Source organism: Streptomyces sp. LE64 (assembly GCF_052606915.1).
In genome coordinates this window covers 5,595,671-5,621,184 of sequence record NZ_CP199708.1, presented here as the reverse complement: position 1 = coordinate 5,621,184, position 25,514 = coordinate 5,595,671, and the positions used below count along the sequence as shown (strand labels likewise).

The 25,514-nt window shown below is 73.0% G+C and carries 24 protein-coding genes; 10 read left to right on the top strand and 14 right to left on the bottom strand.

What is annotated here, in order from left to right; genetic code table 11:
* The first annotated feature begins 145 nt into the window (after positions 1-145).
* The 4 genes from ACSMX9_RS25090 to ACSMX9_RS25075 all read left to right on the top strand — a co-directional run bounded on the left by ACSMX9_RS25090 (position 146) and on the right by ACSMX9_RS25075 (position 3,601).
* Entirely contained in the window at positions 146-1,411 is a 1,266-nt protein-coding gene (locus ACSMX9_RS25090) for an MFS transporter (protein ID WP_445397198.1), read from the top strand.
* A complete protein-coding gene (locus ACSMX9_RS25085; RefSeq protein ID WP_445397196.1) occupies positions 1,408-2,232 on the top strand; it encodes a TauD/TfdA family dioxygenase in 825 nt (274 codons plus the stop codon). The genes ACSMX9_RS25090 and ACSMX9_RS25085 overlap by 4 nt, the downstream gene beginning before the upstream one ends.
* Before the next feature lie 542 nt (positions 2,233-2,774).
* Complete coding sequence (locus tag ACSMX9_RS25080; RefSeq protein WP_445403092.1) at positions 2,775-3,116, top strand: RNHCP domain-containing protein; 342 nt, start codon at positions 2,775-2,777, stop codon at positions 3,114-3,116.
* A 35-nt stretch (positions 3,117-3,151) separates the two neighbouring features.
* On the top strand, positions 3,152-3,601 hold the full coding sequence (locus ACSMX9_RS25075) for an RNHCP domain-containing protein (RefSeq protein WP_445397194.1): 450 nt from the start codon (positions 3,152-3,154) through the stop codon (positions 3,599-3,601).
* Positions 3,602-3,913: 312 nt separating this feature from the next.
* Here ACSMX9_RS25075 and ACSMX9_RS25070 read toward each other — a convergent pair whose 3' ends face one another.
* The 9 genes from ACSMX9_RS25070 to kdpF (ACSMX9_RS25030) form a co-directional block, all read right to left on the bottom strand.
* Positions 3,914-4,390, bottom strand: coding sequence for a hypothetical protein (locus ACSMX9_RS25070; RefSeq protein WP_445397192.1), 477 nt, complete (start codon positions 4,388-4,390; stop codon positions 3,914-3,916).
* Between the two features lie 152 nt (positions 4,391-4,542).
* The gene (locus ACSMX9_RS25065) at positions 4,543-7,065 is read right to left on the bottom strand and encodes an ATP-binding protein (RefSeq protein ID WP_445397190.1); all 2,523 of its coding nucleotides are present in this window, start codon (positions 7,063-7,065) and stop codon (positions 4,543-4,545) included.
* Positions 7,066-7,078: 13 nt separating this feature from the next.
* Positions 7,079-7,762 (bottom strand): response regulator transcription factor, encoded by a 684-nt coding sequence (locus tag ACSMX9_RS25060; RefSeq protein ID WP_351239393.1) that lies wholly within the window; start codon positions 7,760-7,762, stop codon positions 7,079-7,081.
* A 70-nt stretch (positions 7,763-7,832) separates the two neighbouring features.
* Positions 7,833-8,498, bottom strand: a complete 666-nt coding sequence (locus ACSMX9_RS25055; protein WP_445397188.1) for a potassium-transporting ATPase subunit C — start codon at positions 8,496-8,498, stop codon at positions 7,833-7,835.
* 5 nt (positions 8,499-8,503) lie between these two features.
* On the bottom strand, positions 8,504-10,615 hold the full coding sequence (gene kdpB / locus ACSMX9_RS25050; RefSeq protein WP_445397186.1) for a potassium-transporting ATPase subunit KdpB: 2,112 nt from the start codon (positions 10,613-10,615) through the stop codon (positions 8,504-8,506).
* 35 nt (positions 10,616-10,650) lie between these two features.
* A complete protein-coding gene (gene kdpA, locus ACSMX9_RS25045; RefSeq protein WP_445397184.1) occupies positions 10,651-12,312 on the bottom strand; it encodes a potassium-transporting ATPase subunit KdpA in 1,662 nt (553 codons plus the stop codon).
* Positions 12,313-12,320: 8 nt separating this feature from the next.
* The gene (gene kdpF / locus ACSMX9_RS25040) at positions 12,321-12,410 is read right to left on the bottom strand and encodes a K(+)-transporting ATPase subunit F (RefSeq protein WP_351239401.1); all 90 of its coding nucleotides are present in this window, start codon (positions 12,408-12,410) and stop codon (positions 12,321-12,323) included.
* Positions 12,407-12,547, bottom strand: a complete 141-nt coding sequence (locus ACSMX9_RS25035; protein WP_351239403.1) for a hypothetical protein — start codon at positions 12,545-12,547, stop codon at positions 12,407-12,409. Before ACSMX9_RS25035 ends, kdpF (ACSMX9_RS25040) begins: the two co-directional genes overlap by 4 nt.
* A 378-nt stretch (positions 12,548-12,925) precedes the next feature.
* Positions 12,926-13,015 carry a K(+)-transporting ATPase subunit F gene (gene kdpF / locus ACSMX9_RS25030; RefSeq protein ID WP_351239405.1) on the bottom strand — a complete coding sequence of 30 codons (90 nt, stop codon included), beginning with the start codon at positions 13,013-13,015 and terminating at the stop codon, positions 12,926-12,928.
* 287 nt (positions 13,016-13,302) lie between these two features.
* Here kdpF (ACSMX9_RS25030) and ACSMX9_RS25025 point away from each other — a divergent pair, with 287 nt between their 5' ends.
* Positions 13,303-14,148 (top strand): polysaccharide deacetylase family protein, encoded by an 846-nt coding sequence (locus ACSMX9_RS25025; RefSeq protein ID WP_445397182.1) that lies wholly within the window; start codon positions 13,303-13,305, stop codon positions 14,146-14,148.
* A gap of 38 nt (positions 14,149-14,186) precedes the next feature.
* Here the strand turns inward: ACSMX9_RS25025 and ACSMX9_RS25020 are convergent, their stop codons facing one another.
* Both ACSMX9_RS25020 and ACSMX9_RS25015 read right to left on the bottom strand, forming a co-directional pair.
* Positions 14,187-15,314 carry an SDR family oxidoreductase gene (locus ACSMX9_RS25020; protein WP_445397180.1) on the bottom strand — a complete coding sequence of 376 codons (1,128 nt, stop codon included), beginning with the start codon at positions 15,312-15,314 and terminating at the stop codon, positions 14,187-14,189.
* Positions 15,315-15,419: 105 nt separating this feature from the next.
* The gene (locus tag ACSMX9_RS25015) at positions 15,420-16,283 is read right to left on the bottom strand and encodes a helix-turn-helix domain-containing protein (protein ID WP_445397178.1); all 864 of its coding nucleotides are present in this window, start codon (positions 16,281-16,283) and stop codon (positions 15,420-15,422) included.
* 106 nt (positions 16,284-16,389) lie between these two features.
* On the opposite strand from ACSMX9_RS25015, the gene ACSMX9_RS25010 reads away from it, so the two are divergent.
* The 3 genes from ACSMX9_RS25010 (at position 16,390) to ACSMX9_RS25000 (ending at position 19,729) form a co-directional block, all read left to right on the top strand.
* Positions 16,390-16,830 carry an SRPBCC family protein gene (locus ACSMX9_RS25010; RefSeq protein WP_445397176.1) on the top strand — a complete coding sequence of 147 codons (441 nt, stop codon included), beginning with the start codon at positions 16,390-16,392 and terminating at the stop codon, positions 16,828-16,830.
* Positions 16,831-16,985: 155 nt separating this feature from the next.
* Positions 16,986-18,728, top strand: coding sequence for a PucR family transcriptional regulator (locus ACSMX9_RS25005; protein ID WP_445397174.1), 1,743 nt, complete (start codon positions 16,986-16,988; stop codon positions 18,726-18,728).
* A 191-nt stretch (positions 18,729-18,919) separates the two neighbouring features.
* Positions 18,920-19,729, top strand: a complete 810-nt coding sequence (locus ACSMX9_RS25000; protein ID WP_445397172.1) for a hypothetical protein — start codon at positions 18,920-18,922, stop codon at positions 19,727-19,729.
* 21 nt (positions 19,730-19,750) lie between these two features.
* Here ACSMX9_RS25000 and ACSMX9_RS24995 read toward each other — a convergent pair whose 3' ends face one another.
* A complete protein-coding gene (locus ACSMX9_RS24995; RefSeq protein WP_445397170.1) occupies positions 19,751-20,617 on the bottom strand; it encodes a GntR family transcriptional regulator in 867 nt (288 codons plus the stop codon).
* Positions 20,618-20,762: 145 nt separating this feature from the next.
* Between ACSMX9_RS24995 and ACSMX9_RS24990 the strand changes: the two genes are divergently transcribed.
* Complete coding sequence (locus ACSMX9_RS24990; RefSeq protein WP_445397168.1) at positions 20,763-21,671, top strand: (2Fe-2S)-binding protein; 909 nt, start codon at positions 20,763-20,765, stop codon at positions 21,669-21,671.
* 187 nt (positions 21,672-21,858) lie between these two features.
* Positions 21,859-22,911: a DUF2637 domain-containing protein gene (locus tag ACSMX9_RS24985; protein WP_351239423.1), complete on the top strand. Its 1,053-nt coding sequence runs from the start codon at positions 21,859-21,861 to the stop codon at positions 22,909-22,911.
* A 77-nt stretch (positions 22,912-22,988) separates the two neighbouring features.
* Here ACSMX9_RS24985 and ACSMX9_RS24980 read toward each other — a convergent pair whose 3' ends face one another.
* Both ACSMX9_RS24980 and ACSMX9_RS24975 read right to left on the bottom strand, forming a co-directional pair.
* Positions 22,989-23,393 carry an ATP-binding protein gene (locus ACSMX9_RS24980; RefSeq protein ID WP_351239645.1) on the bottom strand — a complete coding sequence of 135 codons (405 nt, stop codon included), beginning with the start codon at positions 23,391-23,393 and terminating at the stop codon, positions 22,989-22,991.
* A 254-nt stretch (positions 23,394-23,647) separates the two neighbouring features.
* Positions 23,648-25,390: a pyruvate dehydrogenase gene (locus ACSMX9_RS24975; protein ID WP_445397166.1), complete on the bottom strand. Its 1,743-nt coding sequence runs from the start codon at positions 25,388-25,390 to the stop codon at positions 23,648-23,650.
* Positions 25,391-25,514 lie beyond the last annotated feature (124 nt).

Here is a 25,514-nt window from a genome sequence, read left to right as displayed (position 1 = left end):
CGGGTGGAAGGGTGATTGGTGTGCGCGGGGCGGATCAGCCAGTACTCTAACGATAATCATTTTCATCACGCTACCCCCGGGCCCTCCTCGCCCCTCGCCGGGCCGGGGTCCGAGGGGGAAGCCCGAGACGAAGGAGGCCCCTGCCGTGCAGACCTCACCCCCCGCGACCCCCGCCCGCGAGGCCGGTCCGCCGTCCGGCCGTTCCCTGCTCCGCGACCCGGCCTTCCTGCGGCTGTGGTCGGGCACCACCGCATCGGGCCTCGCCACCTGGGCCCTGCCCTTCGTCCTCGGCCTCGCCGTGCTCGACCGCGTCCTGACCCCCACCGGTCTGGGCCTGGTGCTCGCCGCCCGCACCGCCGGGTTCCTGCTCGCCGTCCCCGTGGGCGGGGTACTGGCCGACCGCCACTCCCGCCGGGGCGTCGTGCTGTGGTCGGGGCTCCTCGCCGCCGGCGCCGCACCGTTGCTGGCCTTCGGCGCCGGGCACTCGCTCCCGCTGATGGTGGCCGCCGCCGCCGTCACCGGGGCCGGCCAGGGGGCCTGCCGACCGGCGTTCCAGGCGCTGACGGCCGAGGTCGTCGAACCCGACCGCCGCAAGCAGGCCAACGCCGCCATGACCCTGTCGATCCGCACCAGCACCCTCACCGGCCCCGCCCTGACCGCCCTGCTCGCCCTGGTCCTCGACACCGGCACCCTGCTGCTGGGCACCGGACTGCTCTGGCTCGTCGCCGCACTGGCACCGGGCGCCGGCCGGCCCGGCCCGGCCCCCGCCGTCCACCGGACGTCACTGCTCGCGGAGTTCGCCGAGGGCGTGCGGGAAGCCCGGCGCCACCCCTGGTTCGTCGCCGGCCTCGCCGCCCTGACCACCGTGATCGCCACCGGCTACTCCGCCACCGGCGTCGCCCTCCCCCTGGTCAGCCGCGACCGGTACGACACCGAGGTGGTCCTCGCCGCCGCCACCACCGCCTACACGGCCGGCGCGCTGGCCGCCGCGCTGCTCATCGCCCGGTGGCACCCCGTCGCCGAGGGCTGGACCGCCCTCGCCGGACTGGCCGCCTACGGCCTGGCCCCGCTGAGCCTGCTCCTGCCGGTGCACCCCGTGGTCGTGATCGCCGCCTACGCCGCCGCCGGCATCGGCATCGAACTCTTCAACGTCCCCTGGTTCACCGCCACCCAGCGCGAGATGGCCCCCGACAAGCTGGCCCGCGTCTCCTCCCTCGACTTCATGCTGTCCTACGGGCTGGCCCCGGTCGGACTGGCGCTCATCGCACCGGCCATCGACGCCTTCGGGGCCCGCCCCGTCCTCGCCGGCTGCGCGCTGGCCTGCTTCGTCGCACCCGCGCTGGCCGCCCTCGTGCCGAGCGCGCGTCGCTTCTCCCGGGACGACGCTCCGCATGGCAACCTCACCGGATGAGTGCGCACCACACCACCTCGACCACGACCCCCTCGACCCGCGGCCCCGCCCCGGCCGCACCGGGCCGCCACCCCACCGCGGGCATCACCCCGGCCCGGCTCGCCGCCGACGACACCGGGCGGGCCCGGGAACTCCTCGCCCGGCAGGGCGCGGTGGTCCTCAGCGGCTACGGCACCACCCCGGACGCCCTGGTGGAGGCGGCCGCCCGCACCCTCGGCAGCCGACTGAGCGAACTCTTCCCCCAACGGCTGCGGGCCTCGCGGGACGGCGGCCCCGTGCACCTGCACGCGGACGGCTTCGACGTCGTCGTCGACGTCGCCGGCGTCCCCGGCCGGCGCCGCCACCCCGACGAGGACCACGTCCTCCTCCAGTGCGTCGAACCCGCGCCCATCGGCGGCGAGACCTTCCTCCTCGACGCCTACCGCTTCGTCGACGCCTGCGAGAGCGAGGACCCGGACCTGTGGGACTTCCTCACCGGCTGCGACGTCGACCTCTACGGGGCCTGGGCCGGGCTGCGCGGGCTGCCCGCCACCCCCCGGGTCGCCCGCCACGTGGAGTACACCCGCACCGGACGGCGGGTGGTGCGCCGCGGGGACGGCGCGGTCCCGCTGCACCGCGACCCCGACGCCGACCGGATCAGCGCCATGCTCACCCGGTTCACGGAGACCGTGCACGCGCTCGAAGCGGACCTGCCCCGCGTCCGGCTCGACGCCGGTGACGTCCTCGTCCTGGACAACTACCGCTGCTGGCACGGCCGGGACGCGCACACCGGGGCCCGTCAGGTCCGCATCCTCACCCTGCGCACCACCGACGCCCGGTGAGCCCGCCCGGCGCGGCCCGCGACGGTGCGACGGGCCGCGCCAGGGCGCGCTGCGGAAAATCGGTTGGCCGGCCCGCGGGGGCGTTGTTACCGTCCTCGAACGCCCGTACCAGGGCGTCCCGCGGCCACCCGGGCCGCGGCCCTCCTCCCTCGGGCCCCCGGCCCCGGAAAGCGGTGATGTATGCCCCGGCCCCTGCCGAGCGCGCCTCGTGGAGACGTGAGCGCAACCGGCTGCTGACCCCGCCGCCACCGCCGTGCCCGCCGCCGACCCGATCGGCCCCGGTGCCCGACGACTTCCGTGCGCGGGTCCTCCCTGCCGCATGCCACCACCCCGCCCGCCCCGTCCGGACCGGGCCCGCCGTCGCGCCCCCGCGCCGCCGGTGGTGTCCCCGGGCGTGACCGCGGAGCCGCGGGGCCCCGTTTCCCGACGCCGCTCGGTGCCTCCTGCTGCCCATCGCCTTCCTTCCAGCCAGGAGACCCAGGGTGTCCACCCTTCACCAGGGCCACGGCCCGTCCGACCGTCCGTCCCCGCAGCCCGGTCCCGTGCTGCGCACCCGGACCTTCACCTGCGTCCGCTGCGGGCTCACCGTCGGCACGCTCGACCCCGCGGGCGCCGTCCGCAACCACTGCCCGAGTTGCCTGCACTCCCAGCACCTCGTCGACCACGTGGCCGGCGGCCGGTCCGACTGCCGCTCGCGGATGAGCCCCATCTCCATCGCGGTGCTGCGCACCGGCGACTGGCGGGTCGTCCACCGCTGCACCCGCTGCGACGAGTTGACCTCCAGCCCCGTCAGCCCCGACGACAACCAGCTCATCCTCATGCGGATGGCCGTCCGTCCGCTGGCCCAACCCCCCTTCCCCCTCGACGTCTTCGCCCAGTGGTGACGAACGCGACCGAGCGACCGGAAGGAGAACGGACCGTGCCCCGACGCACCAGACGCACCGCTGACGCCCGCCCCGGCGGAGGAGGGCGCCGCGGCACCCCACGGCCCCAGCGACCCAAGGACGTGTTGCACGGCCCGGGCGGTGAGCGCGGGGAGTCGTTCCGCTGCGCGGGCTGCCGGTTGGACGTGTCCCTGCACGCCCCCGGCACCGCGCACCGCAACCACTGTCCGCACTGCCTGCTGAGCCTGCACGTGGACGGCCGGGTACCCGGCGACCGGGCCGCCCGGTGCCGGGGACGGATGCCGGCGCTGAGCGTGACGGTGCGGGAGGACGGCGAGTGGCTGATCATCCACCAGTGCCGGTCCTGCGGGGAACTCAGCGCCAACCGGATCGCCGGGGACGACCACCCGGTCTCGCTGGTCCGGCTCGCCACCCGCCCGCTCGGGGACCTCGCCACCCCGGTGCGCGCCTTCGCGCTGTACTGATCCGCGCCGTACCGACCCGGACGGCCCTTCGGGGCCGTCCGGGGCACCGGTCCGCGTCCGCCACTCGCCCGGGTCTCACCCCCGGGCCGGCGACCGCACCCCCGCACAGAGGGCGCGGTCGCCCTTCGCCGGACGCGGACCGGCTTGTGACGCCCGAGATCGATGGTGGCGGACCGTCCGAGGACACGCCACGGTTGCTGCCCGCTTTTGCTCTGTACTGATCAGCTTTTTAGGTCGCGTTGAGCGATCCCGTCCGTGGTCTTGACCGAGTCGCCCCGGACGCGCACGGTCCCGAGACCCACCTCGACGGGCTCACCGCAAGGCGGTACCGCACCGGGCGCAGAAGCGGGCGCCCGGCTCGCGCGTCGGCTGGCCGCACTCCCCGCACGGCTCCCGCCCCTCCTGCGCACCGGCACCCGTGGTCACGGGTCCCCGACGGATCGTCAGCCCGGGACGTCGGCGGTGCACCGTGAGGTACGTGAGCCCGTCCCCGTCCGCACCGATCTCCCGGGCGGTGCCGCGGGGCAGCCAGACCACCGCACCGGGCAGCGCCTCCTTGCGCACCCCGTCCACCACCAGCCAGCCGCCGCCCCCGGTGACGTACACCAACACGTCCAGGTCGGGCTCCACGTGTGCGGCCACCGTGGCGCCCGGCCGCAACCGGATGACGTTGGCGTCGAGTTGACGGGCCCGGGCCGCGAGTCGCCACAGCGCACCGCCGTGCCCGCGCGGGGCGCCCCGCACCAGTTCGGGGACACGTGCCAGCACCCCGGTCGACGAAGAAGACATCACACCTACCACCTCCGGCCCGAACTGGGCATATTACCCACACCGGGACCCGACCACCCCCGCACGGGGCGCGCACCGAACCGCCGCGCCGGGCGACACGCGCCGTGGGCGCCGTACGTGCGTCCACCCGGGCCGGACCGGGGGCGACCGGGTCAGCCGGCGACGTCCGGACCGGGGGCGCAGCGCAGCGACAGGACCATGGTGAGGCCGCCGCCGGGGGTGTCCTCCGCGGTGAGGGTGCCGCCCATGGACTCGGCGAAGCCGCGGGCGACGGCGAGCCCGAGGCCGACCCCGGCACCGCGCGGGGCGTCCCCATGGCGCTGGAAGGGCTCGAAGATGCGCTCCTTGGCCTCCTCGGGGACGCCCGGGCCGCGGTCCACCACCCGGATCTCCACCCGGCCGGCCATGGCGCTGGCCGAGACGAGGACCGGGGTGAGGGGCGGGCTGTACTTGACGGCGTTCTCGACGACGTTGGCGACCGCCCGTTCCAACAGGCCCTTGTCGACCTGGACCATCGGCAGCCTCGGCGGGATGTGGAGCAACACGCTCACCGCCGGGTCGGCCAGTCCGCCCAGGGCCATCGGCACGACCTCCTCCAGATCGATCGCCCGGATCAGGGGTTGGACGGTGCCGGTCTGGAGCCGGGACATGTCGAGCAGGTTCCCCACCAGGTGGTCAAGGCGGTCGGCCCCCTCCTCGATCGCGGCGAGCAGTTCGGTCTGGTCGTCCTCGGACCAGGCGACGTCGTCGGAGCGCAGCGAGGAGACGGCTGCTTTGATGCCGGCGAGGGGGGTGCGGAGGTCGTGGCTGACGGCGGCGAGGAGGGCGGTGCGGATGCGGTTGCCCTCGGCGAGGCGGCGGGCCTGTTCGGCCTCCTCGCGCAGGCGTCGGCGGTCCAGCACCACCACCGCCTGCGCCGCGAAGGCCGCCAGGACGCGGCGGTCCTCGGCCGGCAGCACCCGCCCGGACAGCGCCAACGCCAGGTGGTCGTCCACCGGCACGTCCACGTCCGCGTCCTCCGGACGTTCCGCCGGTGCGGGGCCCACGCTCCCCACGCACGTCCAGGGCGCCACGTCGCCCGCCCTCTCCAGCAAGGCCACCGACTCCATCCCGAACGTCTCCCGCACCCGGTCCAACAACGCGTCCAAGGACGTCTCCCCCCGCAACACGCTCCCCGCCAAGAACGACAACACCTCCGACTCCGCCCGCAACCGCGCCGCCTGATGCGTACGCCGCGCCGCCACGTCCACCACCGACGCCACCGCCACCCCCACCCCCACGAACACCACGATGGCCAGCAGGTTCTCCGCGTTGGCGACGGAGAAGGCGTGCAGCGGCGGGGTGAAGAACCAGTTCAACAGCAGCGAACCGAAGACCGCGGAGGCCAGCGCCGGCCATAGTCCGCCCAGCAGCGCCGCGGCCACCGTGAGCGTCAGGAACAACAACATGTCGTTGGCCAGGCCGACTTCGGGGGTCGCCAGGTCCAACAGCAGGGTCAGCAGCACGGGACCGACGAGGCCGGTGAGCCATCCCCACACGATCCGCTGCCGACCCAGCCGCGCACCCCGCGCCACCGGCAACCCACGCCCCCGCGCCACCTCCTCGTGCGTCACGATGTGCACATCCAGATCAGGACCCGAATCCCGCGCCACCGTCGCACCCACACCCGGCCCGAACACGTACTGCCACGCCCGACGCCGCGAAGACCCCAACACCACCTGCGTCGCATTCACCCCACGAGAAAACTCCAACAACGCAGACGGCACATCATCCCCCACCACATGATGAAACGTCCCCCCCAACCCCTCCACCAACCCCCGCTGCACCGCCAACTCCTTCGGCGACGCCGCCGTCAACCCGTCACTCCGCGACACGTACACCGCCAACACCTCACCCCCCGCACCCTTCTCCGCCAACCGCGCCGCACGCCGTATCAACGTCTCCCCCTCCGGACCCCCCGTCACCCCCACCACGATCCGCTCCCGCGAGCCCCAGATCTTCTTCACCCGGTGTTCGTTGCGGTACTGCTGGAGGTACTCGTCGACCCGGTCCGCCACCCACAACAACGCCAACTCACGCAACGCCGTCAAATTCCCCGGACGGAAATAATTCGACAACGCCGCATCGACCTTGTCCGACTGATAAATGTTCCCGTGCGCCATCCGACGCCGCAACGCCTGCGGCGACATGTCCACCAACTCGATCTGATCCGCCCGCCGCACCACCTCATCCGGCACCGTCTCCCGCTGCCGCACCCCCGTAATCGACTCCACCACATCACCCAACGACTCCAAATGCTGAATGTTCACCGTCGACACCACATCAATCCCCGCCGACAACAACTCCTCCACGTCCTGCCACCGCTTCGCATTCCGCGACCCCGGCACATTCGAATGCGCCAACTCATCCACCAACACCACCACCGGCCGCCGCGCCAACACCCCCACCACATCCATCTCCTCAAACACCCCACCCCGATACCCCACTCCCACCCGAGGCACCTGCTCCAAACCGTGCAACATCACCTCCGTCCGCGGCCGACCATGATGCTCCACGAACCCCACCACACAATCCGTCCCCCGCTCCACCCGCCGATGCCCCTCCGACAACATCGCATACGTCTTCCCCACACCCGGCGCCGCACCGAGATAAATCCTTAGCCTGCCGCGTCCCATGTTCCGGTGGTCCTCATTTCTCGAATCGATACCCCCTACCCGGTTCGGTGATGAAGTAGCGCGGGTGCGGCGGATCGGGTTCCAACTTGCGGCGCAACTGGGCCAGGTACACCCGCAGGTAGTGGGACTTGTCGCTGTGGGACGGCCCCCACACCTCGTGGAGCAGTTCCCTGCCCCCCACCAGCCGGCCCGGATTGGTGACCAGGATCTCCAGGATGTGCCACTCGGTGGGGGTGAGCCGCACGTCGTGCCCGCCGCGCACCACCCGCTTGGTGACCAGGTCGACGGTGAAGTCGTCGGTGGCGATCGCCGGCGGGTTGACTCCGCCGACGACACTGCCGCCGCGGCGGGCGGCGGCCCGCATCCGGGCGAGGAGTTCGTCCATGCTGAACGGCTTGGTCACGTAGTCGTCGGCCCCCGCGTCGAGGGCGGCGACCTTGTCGTCGGGCGACCGGCGCGCCGACACCACCACCACCGGCACCGGGCCGCGTTCGCGCAGGGCGCGCAGCACGGCGACGCCGCTCATGTCGGGCAGCCCCAGGTCGAGGAGGACCACGTCGGGCGGGTGCGCGGCGGCGCTGTCGAGGGCGGTGGCGCCGTCCGAGGCCGATGCGGTGTCGTAGCCCCGGGCTCTGAGGGTGATGACCAGCGCCCGTACGAGTTGTGGATCGTCCTCCACCACCAGGACCCGGGTCATCGGTGTGCAGCCTCCTGCGGTCGGTGCGCGACGGGTGCGGGAGCCGGTGTGCCGGCCCCCGCACCCCGGTTCAACGCTGGGTGAGTTCCTTCAGGGCGATGTTCAGTTCGAGCACGTTGACGGTGGGTTCCCCCAGGAAGCCGAGGAGCCGGCCCTCCTCGTGCTCGTCCACCAGGCGCTGCACCCGCTCGACGGGCAGGCCGTTGCGGGCGGCGACCCGACGGACCTGGAGGTCCGCGTAGGCGGGGGAGATCGCCGGGTCGAGGCCGGAGCCGGAGGAGGTCACCGCGTCGGCGGGCACGTCCTTCGGGTCGACCGGGTGGCCGGGCACCGAGTTGTCCTCGACCACGGCGGCCTTGGCCTGCTTGACCTGCTCGATCAGCTCCGGGTTGTCCCCGGCCAGGTTGGTGGCGCCGGAGAGCAGCAGCTCGTACTGGGTGTTGACGGAGTTGGTGCCGAGGCCGTTCTGCGGCCGGCCCTGGAACCAGCGCAGGTCGGGGGCGCGGTCCTGCTCCCCCTCCTTCGCGGGCAGCAGGTACGACTGACCGATGAGGGACGAGCCGACGACCTTCCCGTCGGAGGTGACCTCGGACCCGTTGGCCCGGTCCCGGAAGGCCGTCTGGGCGATCCCGGTGACGAGGAGCGGGTACAGGACGCCGGTGACCAGGGTGAGCACCAGCAGCGCGCGCAGCCCGGCGCCCAGGAGTCGGGCGGTGGTGAGGACGGAGTTGTTCATGGCGGTCAGCCGATCCCGGGGATGAGGGAGATGAGCAGGTCGATGGCCTTGATGCCGAGGAAGGGCGCGATCAGCCCGCCGAGTCCGTAGACCCCGAGGTTGCGGCGGAGCAGCCGGTCGGCGCTCACCGCCCGGTAGCGCACGCCGCGCAGGGCGAGCGGGACCAGGGCGATGATGACGAGCGCGTTGAAGACGACCGCGGACAGGATCGCCGAGTCGGGCGAGGAGAGCCGCATGACGTTCAGCGTGTCCAGGCCCGGGTACACCGCCGCGAACAGCGCGGGGATGATCGCGAAGTACTTGGCCACGTCGTTGGCGATGGAGAAGGTGGTGAGCGCGCCGCGGGTGATCAGCAGTTGCTTGCCGATCTCGACGATCTCGATCAGCTTGGTCGGGTTGGAGTCGAGGTCGACCATGTTCCCGGCCTCCTTGGCGGCGGAGGTGCCGGTGTTCATGGCGACGCCGACGTCGGCCTGGGCGAGCGCCGGGGCGTCGTTGGTGCCGTCGCCGGTCATCGCGACCAGCTTGCCGCCCGCCTGCTCCCGTTTGATGAGGGCCATCTTGTCCTCGGGGGTGGCCTCGGCGAGGAAGTCGTCGACGCCCGCCTCCTCGGCGATGGCCTTCGCGGTCAGCGGGTTGTCCCCGGTGATCATGACGGTCTTGATGCCCATGCGGCGCAGTTCGGCGAACCGTTCCCGCATGCCGTCCTTGACCACGTCCTTGAGGTGGATCACCCCGAGCACCCGCGCTCCGGCCCCGTCCTCGACGGCGACCAGCAGCGGGGTGCCGCCGGAGGCGGAGATCCCCTCGGCGAGGGCGGAGGCGTCCGGGGCGATGGTGCCGCCCTGGTCGCGGACCCAGGCGAGGACCGCCCCGGAGGCGCCCTTGCGCACCTTGCGGCCGTCGACGTCGACGCCGGACATCCGGGTCTGGGCGGTGAAGGCGATCCAGTCGGCGTCCGCCAACTCCCCGCGGTGGCGCTCGCGCAGCCCGTACCGCTCCTTGGCGAGCACGACGATCGAGCGGCCCTCGGGGGTCTCGTCGGCGAGGGAGGACAACTGCGCGGCGTCGGCCACCTCGGCCTCGGTGGTCCCGTCGACCGGGACGAACGCGGCGGCCTGACGGTTGCCGAGGGTGATGGTGCCCGTCTTGTCGAGCAGCAGGGTGGAGACGTCGCCGGCGGCCTCGACGGCGCGGCCGGACATGGCGAGGACGTTGCGCTGCACCAGCCGGTCCATGCCCGCGATGCCGATGGCGGAGAGCAGCGCCCCGATGGTGGTGGGGATGAGGCAGACCAGCAGCGCCACCAGCACCACCATGGACAGTTCGGTCCCGGCGTACTCGGCGAACGGCGGCAGGGTGACCACCGCCAGCAGGAAGACGATGGTGAGCGAGGCGAGCAGGATGTTGAGCGCGACCTCGTTCGGGGTCTTCTGCCGGGCGGCGCCCTCGACCAGGCCGATCATCCGGTCGATGAAGGTCTCGCCGGGCTTGGTGGTGATGGCCACGACGATCCGGTCGGAGAGCACCTTGGTGCCGCCGGTGACCGCGGAGCGGTCGCCTCCGGACTCCCGGATGACGGGTGCGGACTCGCCGGTGATGGCGGACTCGTCGACGGAGGCGACGCCGTCGACGACGTCGCCGTCCCCGGGGATGATGTCGCCCGCCTCGCACACCACCCGGTCCCCGACGCGCAGTTCGGTGCCGGGCACCAGTTCCTCGGTGCGGCCGTCCGCGGCCAGGCGCCGGGCGACCGTGTCGGTCTTGGCCTTGCGCAGGGTGTCGGCCTGGGCCTTGCCGCGCCCCTCGGCGACGGCTTCGGCGAGGTTGGCGAAGAGGACGGTGAGCCAGAGCCAGGCGGAGATGGTCCAGCCGAACCAGTCGCCGGGGTCGGTGAGGGAGAAGGCGGTGGTGAGCACCGAACCGACCAGGACCACGAACATGACGGGCGACTTGACCATCAGTCGCGGGTCGAGCTTGCGGACGGCGTCGGGCAGCGACCGCAGCAGCTGCGCCGGGTCGAAGAGGCCGGCGCCCACCTGGTCCTTGCGTCCGGTCGGGACGTCCTGGTGGGGCGCCCGGGTCGGCGAGGCGCCGGGCGGCGCGGAAACGGTCATGGGGTCACCTGCGGTGTTGTCGGTGCGCGGGGTCATCACGCCAACCCTTCCGCGAGCGGGCCGAGGGCCAGGGCGGGGAAGTAGGTCAGACCGGTGATGATGAGGATGGTTCCGGCGAGGAGCCCGGTGAACAGCGGCTTGTCGGTGCGCAGGGTGCCGGAGGTGACGGGCACGGGTTGCTGCGCGGCGAGCGAGCCGGCGAGGGCCAGCACGAACACCATGGGGACGAACCGTCCGAGCAGCATCGCGAGGCCGATCGTGGTGTTGTACCACTGGGTGTCGGCGCCGAGGCCGGCGAAGGCCGACCCGTTGTTGTTGGCGCCCGAGGTGTAGGCGTAGAGCACTTCGGTGAAGCCGTGCGCGCCGGGGTTGAGGATCGAGTCCGGCGGGGTGGGCAGGGCCATGGCCGCGCTGGTGAAGACGAGGACGAGCGTCGGGGTGACGAGGATGTAGCAGGCGGCGAGCTTGATCTCGCGGGTGCCGATCTTCTTGCCCAGGTACTCGGGGGTGCGGCCGACCATCAGTCCAGCGAGGAACACCGCGATGATGGCCATGATCAGCATGCCGTAGAGCCCGGAGCCGACGCCGCCGGGCGCGATCTCGCCCAGCATCATGCCGAGCAGGGTGATCCCGCCGCCCAGCCCGGTGTAGGAGGAGTGGAAGGAGTCCACCGCGCCGGTCGAGGTGAGCGTGGTGGAGACCGCGAAGATCGCCGAACCGGCGATGCCGAACCGGGTCTCCTTGCCCTCCATGGCACCGCCGGCGATCTCGTAGGCGGGCGAGCGGTGGGCGAACTCGGTCCACCACATCAGGACGATGAAGGCGACCCAGATGGCGACCATGGTGCCGAGGATCGCGTACCCCTGGCGCACCGAGCCGACCATGGTGCCGAAGGTACGGGTGAGGGAGAACGGGATCAGCAGGATCAGGAAGACCTCGAAGAGGTTGGTGAAGGCGTTGGGGTTCTCGAACGGGTGGGCGGAGTTGGCGTTGAAGTAGCCGCCGCCGTTGGTGCCGAGTTCCTTGATGACCTCCTGGGAGGCGACGGCACCGCCGTTCCACTGTTGGGCGTCTCCGGCGAACTGGCCGACCTCGTGGATGCCGGCGAAGTTCTGGAGGGCGCCGCAGGCCACCAGCACCAGGGCGCCGACCACCGCGAGCGGGAGCAGGATGCGGACCACTCCGCGCACCAGGTCGGCCCAGAAGTTGCCGAGTTCACCGGTGCGGGAGCGGGCGAAGCCGCGGACCAGGGCGACCGCGACGGCCATGCCCACGGCGGCGGAGACGAAGTTCTGCACCGCGAGGCCGCCGGTCTGGACGACGTGTCCCATGGCCTGTTCGCCGTAGTAGGACTGCCAGTTGGTGTTGGAGACGAAGGAGGCCGCGGTGTTGAACGCCTGGTCGGGGTCGATCGAGGCGAAGCCGAGGGAGCCGGGCAGGCTGCCCTGGACCCGTTGCAGCAGGTACAGGAAGAGGACGCCGGCGAGGGAGAAGGCGAGGACGCCGCGCAGGTAGGCCGGCCAGTGCATCTGGACGCCGGGGTTGGCGCCGATGGCCCGGTAGGCCCACTTCTCGACCCGCAGGTGGCGGTCGGAGGAGTAGACGCGTGCCATGTGGTCGCCCAGCGGGCGGTAGGCCAGCGCGAGCGCGGCCATCAGCGCCAGGAGCTGGAGCACTCCAGCGAGTTCGGGGCTCATGACCGGGCTCAGAACCTCTCCGGGTAGATGAGGGCGAGGACGAGATAGCCCAGCAGGGCGACGGCCACGACCAGGCCGACGGTGTTCTCGACGGTCACAGCTTCGTCACCCCCTTGGCGACGAGCGCCACCAGCGCGAAGACCGCGATCGTGGTGACGACGAAGGCCACGTCGGCCATCGTGAGCTCCTGGGTGTGCGGGACGGCCGGCATGATCGACCGGGCGTAATCAGACAATCGGACGGGTTTGAGGAAACCGCTCCCGGGCGGACACCGGCCCTTCGTTGACGCTCCTCTTACGGCGGCCGGCGCGGTCTTGACGGCTCCCATACGTCCTTCGGGCCCGCCCGCCCTGACCTGCACAAAGATCGCCCGACGGGAGGGCGGACAAGGGTGTGACGCGAGAGGCGGAAGGGGCCTCGCGCCGGCCCGGCACCCCCCGGCGTCCAACCCCCGCGAGCGCTCGCCGCGGGGCCGCACGCCGCACGAGGGCACCCCCGCTCGACCGGCGCACGCGGGGGCATGCGATGCGGGTGCAGGGGCGGCCCGGCACGGGCCGGGGCGCACGCCGGCGTCCGGGCCCCTCGGGCCCGGACGGTGCTCGGACTCCCCGGTTCAGAACCGTTCGGGGAAGATCAGCGCGATCACCAGGTAGCCGATCAGGCCCAGGGCGACCAGCAGGCCCACCACGTTCTCCACGGTCACGGCTCGGCTCCTTCGGGGCGCCGGGCGGCATGGCGCGCGTCCGGCTGTCGGGGTTCCGTTCTGCCCCCACACAACCCCGCGCACGGGGTCGACCGGGCCGGTCTTGACGGGCCCTTGGCGGGTCGGCCCCGGACGTTGACATCCCGTTGACGCGGGGTCGGGCCGGTCCGGGTCCGACCACCGCGGTGCGGCCCCACGGGCCCGGAGCCGGTGGGCCCGGCGGGCCGGAAGGCGCCCGGCACCCCCACTATGAATTCCGTGTATACACCCTGCGTATAGTGACGCCCATGCATGAATCCGATGATCAGCTCGGCGCGACCGCGCCCCAGGAACCCGTCACGGCCAACAAGACGGGCAAGCGTCGCTTCAGGTTGCGTCCGCGCACCGTCATCGCGGCTGTGGTGATCGTCACCACCGCCGTGGTCACCACCGGCTGGCTGACCAACTGGGGCCGCCTCGAAACCGAGTCCCCCGCGGACGTCCGGGCCGCCGCCGCGGACGACGGCAAGAACGTCTCCGGCCCGGTCGACTGCCGGAAGGAGAAGTGCATAGCGCTCACCTTCGACGCCGGCCCCGGCAAGTACACCCCGCGCCTGCTGGACATCCTCAAGGAGGAGAAGGTCCCCGCGACCTTCTTCCTGCTGGGCCGCAAGCACATCGACACCTACCCCGAGCTGGTCCGGCGAATAGCCGACGAGAAGCACGAGGTGGCCAGTCACACCTGGACCCACCGTCGGCTCACCGACCTCTCGACCGAGGAGGTGCGCGTGGAGCTGAAGCGGACCAACGACGCGATAGAGGAGCTCACCGGCAAGAAGCCGACGCTGATGCGCCCCCCGCAGGGCCGCACCGACGACGACGTGAACGAGGTCTCGCGCGAGCTCGGGCTCTCCGAGATCCTGTGGACGGTCACGGCCAAGGACTACAAGACCAACGACTCGGACCTCATCGAGGAGCGGGTCCTGAAGCAGGCCGGACGGGACGGGATCATCCTGCTCCACGACATCTACCGCGGCACGGTCCCCGCGGTGCCCGGCATCATCGACAAGCTGAAGGCCGAGGGCTACACCTTCGTCACCGTCTCCCAGCTCTTCGCCCCGGGCGTGCCCGAACCGGGCACCATCTACCGCTGACCCGGGCCGACCGCGGCGCAGGCGGGAACCCCGGCGATTCAGGGACGGGGCGGCACCACCCGCTCGGCGCGCAGGGTCGCGAAGAGCGAGGCGAACGCGGCCAGGGTGTCGACGTGCTCGGTGAACCCCGCAGCACGGCTGCGGGACACGTCGGCGAAGCACTCCACGGGCCGGTTGAGGTCGGCGTCGGTGTGCCACCAGGAGGCGACCCGCCCCAGGACGGGTTCGACGAGCCTCTCCCGGGCCGCGATCCTCCGCCAGGTCTCCTCCGTCCCCGCCATCTGCTCCGCCAGCGGTCGGGCCCGGTCGGCGTAGCCCTCCGGCTCGACGCCCAGGAACTCGGCGATCCGGGGCCACATCCAGCGCCAGCGGAAGGTGTCCCCGTTGACGGCGTTGTACGCCTGGCTGGGCAGCCCCTCGGTGGTCGCGGCCCAGATCATCTGCCGGGCGAGCAGCCCCGCGTCGACCATGTCGGTGACCCCGTTCCACTGGACCTCGTTGCCGGGGAAGACGAACGGCCGCCCGGTCTCCCGGCACAGGGCGGCCTGGACCGCCAGGGTCGTGCCCATGTTCATCGCGTTGCCCACCGCGTGGCCGATCACCGTGTGCGCCCGGTGGACGCTCCACGAGAACCCGTACCGCGACGCGGCCCGCCACAGCTCGTCCTCCTGGGCGTGGTAGAAGTTCGGCACCGGCAGCCGGGGCGCCGTCTCCCGGAACGGGGTGTCGCTGATCTCCCCCAAGGCGTAGGCGTCGAAGGGCCCCGTGTAGTGCTTCATGCCGGTGACCAGGGCGACGTGGCGCAGACGGCCCGCACCGCCGGCGGCGTCCAGCACGTGGCGGACCATCGCGGAGTTGACGGCGATGTTCTCCGCCTCGGTGGCCCGCGGGCTCCAGGCGGTGAGGAACACCCGGGTCGGGGCGAGCCCGGCCAGCGCCGCCGCCACCGACCGCGGGTCGGTCAGGTCGGCGGTGACCGCGCGCACCCCGGCCCGGGGTTCCGGAGCGGTCCGGGAGAGGCTGAGGACCTGCCAGCCGCGCTCGACGAGTTCCCGGCACAGGGCGCGGCCCGCGATGCCGGTGCCGCCCACCACGAGGGCGAGGCGCGGCCCGGTTGGTTCCGGGGCGGACCGGCGGGGGACGGGGGGCACGGGGTGGGTGGTCACGAGGGTCTCCTGGTTCGTTCCGACAGCGGGCAGCGCTGATCGCCGGACGGCGCGCGGCCCGGTAGGTCGGTGGTGGGGTCGGTGGTCCGCCGCGGCGGAACGGGCTCAGCCTCGTCGAGGTGCCGGGGCGGCGGCGCCGGTGAGCAGGGCGAGGGCGTCCGCCGACGGGGTACCGGGCTCGGCCGTGTAGACCTCCAGCCGGCAGTCGGGACTGTCGGGCTGGAGCCACACCTGGTAGGTCAGCTCCAGCGGGCCGGCCTCCGGGTGGTTCAGCCGACGGCTGCCGAAGGTGCAGTCCCGCACGTGCCCCACGGCCCAGAGCGCGGTGAACTCGGGGCTCTTCATGGCGAGTTCGCCGATGAGCGCCGCGAGCTCGGGATCGTCCGGGTGGCGGCCGGCGACCAATCGCAGATGGCCGACGTGGGTGCGTGCGTACGCTTCCCAGTCGGCTTCCCGTTCGCGCGAGCGGGGGTCCAGGAAGAGCATCCGCGTCAGCGAGGGCCGCCGCGCCGGGTCCTCCGGCGCTTCGGGGTCCAGGTGGCCGGCGAGCAGTGCGTGCCCCGGCGGATTCCAGGCCAGGACGTCGTTGCGGCGGCCCAGCAGCACGGCGGGCAGCCCCGGCAGTGCGTCCAGCAGGGCCAGGGTCCTCGGGTGCGGGACCTCGGGCGGCGCGGGGCGACGGGTGACCCGCCGGGGGGCGCGCGCCAGGTCGTACAGGTGGGCCCGTTCGGTCTCGTCCAGGCGCAGGGCCCGGGCGAGACCGTCCAGCACGGAGTCCGAGGCGTTGCGGCTGTGCCCCTGTTCCAGCCTGGTGTAGTACGCCACGCTCACCCCGGCCAGCCGGGCCAGTTCCTCGCGGCGCAGCCCCGGGACGCGACGGCGCCCGGGCGGCGGCACCAGGCCCGCGTTCACGGGAGTGGTGCGGGCACGGCGGCTGTGGAGGAACTGGCCCAGGTCGCAGGGGTTCATGCGAGCGACCCTACGGCGGGCGGACCGGCGTCGGGCGGTGCGAAGGTGTCCCTGCGAGTGGTCGGTCGCGGTTCGGGGTCGGCGGGACGGCCCTTAGGCTCGGGGCATGGCACTCGTCATCGTGGAACGGCACTCCCCGCTCACCGTGATCGAGACGTGGCGGCGGCTGGTCGACTGGGAGCGGCACGGCGTGTACGTCCCCTTCACCCGGATCACCGTGACCACCCCGCCGCCGGTCGGCCCCGGCACCCGGTGCGTGGCCCGCACCGGGATCGGCCGCCTCGGGTTCGACGACCCCATGGAGATCACCGTGTGGATGCCGCCCACCGGGTCCGGCCCCGGGCGCTGTCGTCTGGAGAAGCGGGGACGGCTGGTGCACGGCTGGGCGGAGATCGAGGTGCGTTCCGACTCCTCGGGCGCCCGGGTGCGGTGGCGGGAGGAGCTCCGGGTGCGCGGACTCCCCGGCCCCGGGGACCCGCTGCTCGCGGCGGCCGGTCGACGGCTGTTCGGGCGCACCGTCGACGGCCTGCTGCGCGAGGGCCGCTGAGCGGTCGGAGCGGTCCGCGGATTGGCTGGCCAGATGTCCGGTCTTGTAGATTCGTATGAAGAACGGCTTCCCGTGGGTGTCGGCCCCGGGGCGTTCGGCCGACCCCCGGGACGGCCTCCGGACACGGGCAGGACCACGAGGATCGGCGGCGACACATGCGGCTGCGCGCACTGCTGGACACCGACGCGCTGGGGCTGCGGCTGCTCAGCGGCGCGGACGAACTGGACCGCACGGTGCGCGGGGTGATGACCACCGACCTGCGGGACCCCAGCCGCTACCTCTCCGGGGGCGAACTGGTGCTCACCGGGCTGGCCTGGCGGCGCGGTGCGGAGGACCCCGAACCGTTCGTGCGCGTCCTGGCGGGCGCCGGGGTGGCCGCCCTCGCGGTCGGCGAGGCGGAACTCGGGGACGTGCCCGAGGACCTGGTCGCGGTGTGCGTCCGGCACCGGGTGCCGCTGTTCTCGGTCGACGAGCGGGTGGCCTTCGCCACCATCACCGAGCACGTGGTGCGGCAGGTCTCGGGGGAGCGCGCGGGCGACCTCGCGGCGGTGGTCGACCGGCACCGCAGGCTGATGGCCCCCGGCCCGGGGGGCGGCGGCCCGGACGCGGTGCTGGACCTGCTCGGCACCGACCTGGACCTGCGGGCCTGGGTGCTCTCCCCGACCGGGCGTCGGATCGCCGGCCCGCACACCGCCGGACGCACGCTCTCCGAGGAGGCGTGCACGGCGCTCGCGACAGCGCACCTGACCGCGGTGCGCAGCGGTCGACGGGGCCCCTACCGGACGACGGTCGGCGACGCCCCCTATGCACTGTTCCCGGTGCGGGGCGGGCGGACCGCGCCGGGCGGCGCCCGGGAGGCGCGCGAGCTCGCGGGCACCGCGGCCGCGCTCACCGAGTGGGTGCTGGTGGTGGCGGCCGACATCGCGGACTGGCCCGAGGAGCGGCTCGACCTGGTGCACGGGGTGGGCCAGCTGATCGCGGTGGAACGGGACCGCCGGGACGCGGCGCGCACCGTGCGGCGGCAGCTCGCCCACGAGGTGTGGGAGTTGGTGCGCTCGGACGCGGCCCCCGCCGAGGTCGCAGCCCGGCTGCGGGTGGCCGGACCGGTGCTGTTGCCGGGCCGGACGACCGCCCCCCACTGGCAGGTGGTGGTGGCCCGCATCGAGGGGTCCGGGGCGCCGGACGGTCGGGGCACCGGCGCCGAGCAGGGCGTCGAGGACCGGGGTCGGCTGGCCCGGGCACTGCTGGAGGAGGTCCTGGTCGACCCGTTGGCGACCGGGACCGGGCCGGCGGACCGGATCGCCGTGGCCTATGCCGGGGACGAGGCCGTCGCCCTGGTGCCGTTGGTGGCGTCCGATGCCGAGGAGCGGGACGCCGAGCCGGGCGAGGGCCCCGCCCGGGGCGAGTTGGTGGCCGAAACGCTGCTGCGGTCGGTGCGGGAGCCGTTGACCGCCGGGCTCGGCGAGGGCGGGCGGCTCACCCTCGGGGTGAGCGCGGCGGTGCACTCGGCGGAGGGCTTGCGCGGGGCCCTGGAGGAGGCCCGGCACGCCCGTCGGGTGGCGGCGGCCCGGCCCGGCCCGGTCAGTGCGGCGGGCCACCAGGAGTTGGCCTCGCACGTGTTGCTGTTGCCGTTCGTGCCCGACGACGTCCGGCGGGCGTTCACCGCACGGCTGCTCGACCCGCTGCGGGCCTACGACCGGCGGCACCGGGCGGACCTGGTGGAGACCCTGGAGGCGTTCCTGGACTCGGACGGCTCGTGGACCCGCTGCGCCGCCCGACTGCACCTGCACGTCAACACGCTGCGCTACCGCGTCGGACGGATCGAGCAGTTGACGGGGCGGGACCTGTCCCGGCTGGAGGACAAGTTGGACTTCTTCCTCGCCCTGCGGATGAGCTGACCCCCAAGGGGCCCGTGCGTCTCCGGTCGTCCGCCGTCGCCTCCCGGACACCGCTGCTACCCCGCTCCGCTCCGGTGCGCACCCCCAAGACTTTGTGAAAAGTTTCACCCATCCTCTTGGCCCGGCCCTCGGTTCCGTGCTGAGATTCCGCATCGGCTCAGGAACACGAGGGTGTGCTCGGGGAGGGCGATGTGGCGTTTACCGCGGTGTCTGGTTCAGGAACGACCTCCAGTGACGATCCGCTCCAGACCGCGGTATGGCGGTTGCGTTCGCGCGCGTGCTGGGGCGATGCCGCCGCACTGCTGGAACGACGGGCCCGGACGGACTTCGGAGCGGCGCTCCAACGGGTCGCCCTGTTCGTCGAGCGCTGCCTCTACACCGAACAGGGCTGGGCGGAGGCGGAGGACGCGCTGCGCACCGCCGAAGCCCTGGCCCGGGGGGACGACGAACGGGGCGCCGCCGCCTGCGAACGGGGCCAACTCGCCTACGCCGCCACCCTGCTCGGGGTGCGCGACCGCGCCGACGAGGCCCGTTCCGCGCTCGGTCGGGCCGCGGCCCTGATCGCGCCGCAGGCACCGGGACGGGCGCTGTTGGACTTCCGCCGGGGCCTGATCGCGGAGAACCTGACCGATTCCCCGGAGGCCGCCCGGGCCGCCTACCGGCGCGCCCACACCGCCGCCACCACCGCCGGGGACGCCTTGCTGCTCTCGTTCACCTGGCGCCAGCTGGCCGGGCTCGACCTGCGCGAGGGCGAACGGGGCGGGGCCCGGCACGGCTTCGCCGAGTCGTTGCGCATCCGCGAGGAGTTGGGCTACCTGGTCGGCACCGCCCCGGCGCTGGCCTCGCTCGCCGAAGCGGAACCGGAGCCGGAGGCCACCCGGCTGCGCCAGGAGGCCGGACGGCTGCTGCGCCTGCTGGGCGGGGTCCCCACCTGGCTCGGCGGCCAGTTGGCCGCCGCCCAGGCGCTCGCGGCGCGCAGCGCCGAGCCGACGGCTTCCTGAGCCCGGGCCTCCGGCCGCGGCTCAGGAACCGGAGAAGTGGGCGCGGGCCAGTCGCTGGACCGCGTCCGCGTCCCGGGCGGCCAAGGCGTCGAGGAGCGCGGTGTGCTCGGCGGCGTCGGCCATCAGGTCGGCCTGCTGCCGCGGCAGCGGGCCGCTGAGCAACGGCCACTGGGCGCGGCGGTGCAGGTCGTCGGCCACCTGCACCAACTGCTGGTTGCCGGAGAGGGCGAGGAGCGCCCGGTGGAAGGCGCGGTCCGACTCCGCGTAGGCGGCGCGGTCGCCGCACGCAGCCGCCGCGGCGGCTGCCTCGGCCAGCGGACGCAGCTCGGCCCAGCAGGCCGTGGGCACGGTGGTGGCGAGCCTCAGCAGCACGGGCACCTCGATCAGCGCCCGCACCTCGGCCAGCTCGGCGAGTTGTCGGGCACTGCGCTCCACCACCCGGAAGCCCCGGTTCGGCACCACCTCGACGGCGCCCTCGGCGGCGAGTTGCTGCATGGCCTCGCGCACCGGGGTGGCGGAGACCCCGAGCCGTTCGCCGAGCAGGGGCGCGGAGTACACCTCGCCGGGTGCCAGTTCCCCCTCCACCAGCGCGACCCGCAGCGCGGCGAGCACCTGGCCGCGCACGCTGGCGCGGACCACGGAGCCGCGACGGGGCAGCGGCGGGGGCTGGTCGTGGGTGTGCTCCCCGCGGGCGCTCGGCCCCGGGTCGCCGGGACGGGCCTGGACCGGTACCCGACCACGCTCCTGTCCGACCGGGGCGGCGGAGGCGTGGCGGGCGGGGTCCCCTAACGGCCGGGGCGGGCGGCCCGGGGCCCGCGGGGTGCGGTCGTCGTCGACCGGGCCGGTACCGGTCGGGACCGGTGCGGGCAGTGGTCCGGGACGGGTCATCGGGGTCCTCCTCCGGCGCTCGTGCACTGCGGCGGCCCGGTGACCGCTCCCGAGAACCATAGGCCGACCGGCCCCCGGCCCACACCACGATCACATCGGGTAAGGTTAGCCTTACCTGTCGGCATTCATGATTCGGTGGTCCAGGATGAGCACTCCCGCCCCCGCCGTGGAGATCCCCCGCTCGCATGGCGCACGCCCGTGCACGGTCACCGACGGTCGTCCGCCCCTCTCCCCCTCCCCCGTCGCCGCGGCCTACGCCCGGCTGACCGAGGTCTTCCCCGGACTCAGGATCGACGAACTGGCCCCCGGCGAACGGCAGCCGGAAGGCGGCGGCTGGGTGACCGCGACCCGACTGTCCGCCGGAGGCGCGGAACTGGACGCTTTCCTCGCCTGGGACGCGGCCCAGGTGCTCCGGGACTACGGTCAGCAGGCCCGGCCCGACGTGGTCGCCAGCTTCGGCCTGCACCGTTACGCCTGGCCCGCCTGCCTCCTCATCACCCTGCCCTGGTTCCTGCACCGCCGGGTGCCCCGCTTCCCCACCGACCGGGTCTCCTTCCAACGGGCCCTGGGACGGATGTCGGTGCGCGTGGGCACGTTCTCCTGCCTTCCGGACGACCCGCTGGCCGAGCACCCCGACGCCCGGGTGGTCCCCGACGAGGAGGCGCTGCGGGTGGAGGTGCGGGCGGCGGTGGCCGAGCACCTGGAGCCGCTGCTCGGCGGGTTCGGCCCGCGCATGCGCCGGCGCGGCCGGGCCCTGTGGGGCATGGCCACCGACGAGATCGTGGAGGGGCTCTGGTACGTCTCCCACCTCCTCGGCGAGGAGGAGCGCGGCATGCGCGAGCTGGAGGCGCTGCTGCCGGGGGCGACCAAGCCCTACGCGGGGGCCGCGGACTTCCGGATGTTGACGGGCCCTCACGGGCAGTCTTTGCCAACCCGCGACCGCGCGAGCTGCTGTTTGTTCTATACGCTGCGCCCCGAGGAAACCTGCGTCACGTGCCCCCGGACCTGCGATGAGGATAGGGTGGCCAGGCTCAGTGAGGCAGCTTCCTCCTGAACAGCCCGTACCGGTAATGTGAGGCGAACTCAACTCGCACCACTCGCGCGGGAGTTCGAGCGGATGGCGACACGTGGTGGCTCCCCACACCCCCTTGGCGTTCTCTTGCACCGAAAGCTCCTGTCCGGCTCCGGGTTTGAGGAACGATGGCGCCCGAAAAGCCCTACTGCGACGCAAGGGACGCGTGATGAGATTGACCGACATATCGCTTGACTGGTTGCTTCCGGGCGCCGTTCTGCTCCTGGGCATTCTGGCGGCGGTTGCGGTGCTGGCGCGGTCCAAGCGGGCCAAGGAGCAGTCCAAGCCCGCGGACGACTCCTGGGAGCGCAGCGAGGAGCGCCGCAGGCGCAAGGAGGCGATGTACGCCACCGCCTCCTACGTGCTGCTGTTCTGCTGTGCGGCCGTCGCGGCGGCGTTGTCCTTCCACGGGCTGGTCGGCTTCGGCCGGCAGAACCTGAACCTGTCCGGCGGCTGGGAGTACCTCGTTCCGTTCGGTCTGGACGGTGCGGCCATGTTCTGCTCCGTCCTGGCCGTCCGCGAGGCCAGCCACGGAGACGCGGCCCTCGGTTCGCGCTTGCTGGTGTGGCTGTTCGCCGGTGCCGCCGCCTGGTTCAACTGGGTGCACGCCCCGCGCGGACTGGAGCACGCGGGTGCTCCGCACTTCTTCGCGGGGATGTCGCTGTCGGCGGCGATCCTCTTCGACCGCGCGCTGAAGCAGACCCGCCGGGCCGCGCTGCGCGAACAGGGCCTGGTGCCCCGTCCGCTGCCGCAGATCCGGGTGGTCCGTTGGCTGCGCGCTCCCCGGGAGACCTTCGCGGCCTGGTCGTTGATGCTGCTGGAGAACGTGCGCACACTGGACGAGGCCGTGGACGAGGTGCGGGAGGACCGCCGTCAGAAGCTGCACAACCGTCAGGTCCAGCGCGAGCAGCAGAAGCTGAAGCGCGCTCAGTTGAAGGCCATCAGCCGCAGCCACCACCGGGGGGTCCTGACCCGCGGCGGACGCCAGGTGGAGGTGCAGCCCGCGGTGACGGCGGGCACGGGTTCTGCCCAGTCCGGCGCGGACCCTGCCATACCGGAGGAACAGCCGCCCTCGCCCGCATCACCGCGTTCCCTCGCCCCCGTCCGTCGGAAAGGTGAGCCCATCACGGTCGACCTGACGGCCGAGGACGACACCCAGGCCCTGCCGAGGTTGGACTCCTTGGAACGCAAGCTGAAGGACCTGGAGCAGCAGTTCGGCTGACGCCCGGCCACCGGATGGTTCCGGTGCGGGACCCTCACGGGGCGGTGGTACCGGTAGGTGCCGCCGCCCCGCGGCCGTCAGGGGTGGCCGCTCTCCAACTCGAACCACACCGCCTTGCCGAAGCCGTGGCCCCGCACCCCCCACCGGTCGGACAGGGACTCCACCAGCACCAGTCCGCGCCCACCGGTTCCCTCGTGCGGCACCGGGACCCGTTTCTCGGGGCGTCTGCGGACGAAGTCCCGCACCTCCACCCGCAACCGTCGCGGGTCGGCCGCCACCCGGAGGACGGCGGCGCGTTCGGTGTGCACGAGCGCGTTGGTGACCAGTTCGCTGGTGAGCAGTTCGGCGGTCTCCGCCTGTCCCGGCCGCCCCCAGTGGTCGAGGAGTTCCCGTACCGCGCGCCGGGACTCCGGTACCGCGCGCAGGTCCTCCGTCCGGGTGAACCGCCGCTTCAGCCGTCGCACTCTCGTCCGCCCCCTCATGGCCCCCGCCCCCATGGTCTGCCCGCCGCCTTCCGCGTCCTCGTGTGTGCGTCAACGTCCGCCGGTCGTCCGTGCCGTTCGGTTGCGACGGGGTCCGCACGACCTCTCGGCCCCCGTTACGGAATGCATGCCCGTACCGGTCCGGTGCACGCCTCCCGCGGTGGGCGGGGGTGTCGCGGTATGGCGTGCGCCCGGCGCACCGACGTGCGGGGGCGCGGGGCGCGGCGGATCGGGGCTCACGGGGGCGCAGGGGTTCACGGTCGGGGCACGTTACGGAGGTTGGAACGGGCCATCTGCACCATGCGGCCGACCCCGCCGTCCAGCACGATCTTGGAGGCGGAGAGTGCGAAGCCGGTCACCATGTCGGCGCTGATCTTGGGCGGGATGGAGAGGGCGTTGGGGTCGGTGACCACGTCGACCAGGGCGGGGCCCCGGTGCCGGAAGGCGGCCTTCAGGGCGCCCGGCAGGTCCTTGGGCTTCTCCACCCGCACCCCGTAGGCGCCGCAGGCGCGGGCGACGGCCGCGAAGTCCGGATTGCGGTTGTCGGTGCCGTAGGAGGGCAGCCCGGCCACCAGCATCTCCAACTCCACCATGCTGAGGGAGGAGTTGTTGAAGAGCACCACCTTGACCGGCAGGTCGTGCTGGACGAGGGTCAGGAAGTCGCCCATCAGCATGGCGAAGCCGCCGTCCCCGGACATCGAGACCACCTGCCGGTCGCGGTCGACGCACTGGGCGCCGATGGCCTGCGGCACCGCGTTGGCCATGGAGCCGTGCGAGAACGAGCCGATGATCCGGCGGCGCCCGTTGGGCGAGAGGTAGCGGGCGGCCCACACGTTGCACATCCCGGTGTCCACCGTGAACACCGCGTCCTCGGCGGCCAGGTCGTCCAGGACCGACGCCACGTACTCCGGGTGGATCGGCACGTGCTTGTCGACCTTGCGGGTGTACGCCTTGATGACGCCCTCCAGGGCGTCGGCGTGCTTCTTCAGCATCTTGTCCAGGAAGCGGCGGTTGGTCTTCTCCGCGACCCGCGGCAGCAGGCAGCGCAGGGTCTCCCGGACGTCGCCCCACACCGCGAGGTCCAGCTTGGAGCGCCGTCCGAGCCGTTCCGGGCGCACGTCGACCTGCACGATCCGGGCCTTGTCCGGCAGGAAGGCGTTGTAGGGGAAGTCGGTGCCGAGCAGGATCAGCAGGTCGCACTCGTTGGTCGCCTCGTAGGCGGCCCCGTAGCCGAGCAGCCCGCTCATGCCCACGTCGTACGGGTTGTCGTACTGGATCCACTCCTTGCCGCGCAGGGCGTGTCCGACCGGGGACTTGATCCGGCCGGCCAGCTCCATCACCTCGGCGTGGGCCCCCGCGGTGCCGCTGCCGCAGAAGAGGGTGACCTTGTCCGCCGCGTCGATCATCCGGACCAGTCGGTCGATCTCCGCGTCCCCGGGGCGGACCGTGGGCCGGGAGGTGACCAGCGCGCTCTCGGCCGCCCGCTCGGGGGCGGGCTGTGCGGCGATGTCCCCGGGCAGCGACACCACGCTCACCCCGCCCTGCCCGACCGCGTGCTGCACGGCGGTCTGGAGCAGCCGGGGCATCTGCCGCGGGTTGGAGATGAGCTCGCTGTAGTGGCTGCACTCCCGGAAGAGCTGGTCCGGGTGGGTCTCCTGGAAGTAGCCGAGGCCGATCTCGCTGGACGGGATCTGGGAGGCCAGGGCGAGGACGGGCGCCATCGAGCGGTGGGCGTCGTAGAGCCCGTTGATCAGGTGCAGGTTGCCGGGCCCGCAGGAGCCCGCGCAGGCCGCGAGCCGTCCCGTGATCTGGGCCTCAGCACCCGCCGCGAAGGCCGCCGTCTCCTCGTGGCGGACGCTGACCCAGTCGATGTCCGGGTTGCGGCGGATGGCGTCGACCACCGGGTTGAGGCTGTCGCCCACCACCCCGTACAACCGCTGGACACCCGCGCGGGTGAGGATGTCGACGAACTGCTCGGCGACGTTCTGCTTGGCCATGGCTCCACGTACCCCGTCCGTGCCTCGCGGGGCCGTTGTTGCGCCTCGTCCCCGCACGCCTGTTCCGGTCGTCAGCGCCCGTGCCCGTTTCCGGCCCGGGTATGCGTTGCGTCCATCAAGGCAC

Coding starts and splice junctions, on each gene's coding strand:
- ACSMX9_RS25060 (WP_351239393.1), bottom strand. CDS start 7,762: ATGACCCGGGTCCTGGTGGTGGAGGACGATCCACAACTCGTACGGGCG.
- ACSMX9_RS25010 (WP_445397176.1), top strand. CDS start 16,390: ATGGCACTCGTCATCGTGGAACGGCACTCCCCGCTCACCGTGATCGAG.
- ACSMX9_RS25065 (WP_445397190.1), bottom strand. CDS start 7,065: ATGGGACGCGGCAGGCTAAGGATTTATCTCGGTGCGGCGCCGGGTGTG.
- ACSMX9_RS25015 (WP_445397178.1), bottom strand. CDS start 16,283: ATGAACCCCTGCGACCTGGGCCAGTTCCTCCACAGCCGCCGTGCCCGC.
- ACSMX9_RS24985 (WP_351239423.1), top strand. CDS start 21,859: ATGAGATTGACCGACATATCGCTTGACTGGTTGCTTCCGGGCGCCGTT.
- ACSMX9_RS24995 (WP_445397170.1), bottom strand. CDS start 20,617: ATGACCCGTCCCGGACCACTGCCCGCACCGGTCCCGACCGGTACCGGC.
- ACSMX9_RS24980 (WP_351239645.1), bottom strand. CDS start 23,393: ATGAGGGGGCGGACGAGAGTGCGACGGCTGAAGCGGCGGTTCACCCGG.
- ACSMX9_RS25025 (WP_445397182.1), top strand. CDS start 13,303: ATGCATGAATCCGATGATCAGCTCGGCGCGACCGCGCCCCAGGAACCC.
- kdpB (WP_445397186.1), bottom strand. CDS start 10,615: ATGACCGTTTCCGCGCCGCCCGGCGCCTCGCCGACCCGGGCGCCCCAC.
- ACSMX9_RS24975 (WP_445397166.1), bottom strand. CDS start 25,390: ATGGCCAAGCAGAACGTCGCCGAGCAGTTCGTCGACATCCTCACCCGC.
- ACSMX9_RS24990 (WP_445397168.1), top strand. CDS start 20,763: ATGAGCACTCCCGCCCCCGCCGTGGAGATCCCCCGCTCGCATGGCGCA.
- ACSMX9_RS25085 (WP_445397196.1), top strand. CDS start 1,408: ATGAGTGCGCACCACACCACCTCGACCACGACCCCCTCGACCCGCGGC.
- kdpA (WP_445397184.1), bottom strand. CDS start 12,312: ATGAGCCCCGAACTCGCTGGAGTGCTCCAGCTCCTGGCGCTGATGGCC.
- ACSMX9_RS25070 (WP_445397192.1), bottom strand. CDS start 4,390: ATGTCTTCTTCGTCGACCGGGGTGCTGGCACGTGTCCCCGAACTGGTG.
- ACSMX9_RS25055 (WP_445397188.1), bottom strand. CDS start 8,498: ATGAACAACTCCGTCCTCACCACCGCCCGACTCCTGGGCGCCGGGCTG.
- ACSMX9_RS25005 (WP_445397174.1), top strand. CDS start 16,986: ATGCGGCTGCGCGCACTGCTGGACACCGACGCGCTGGGGCTGCGGCTG.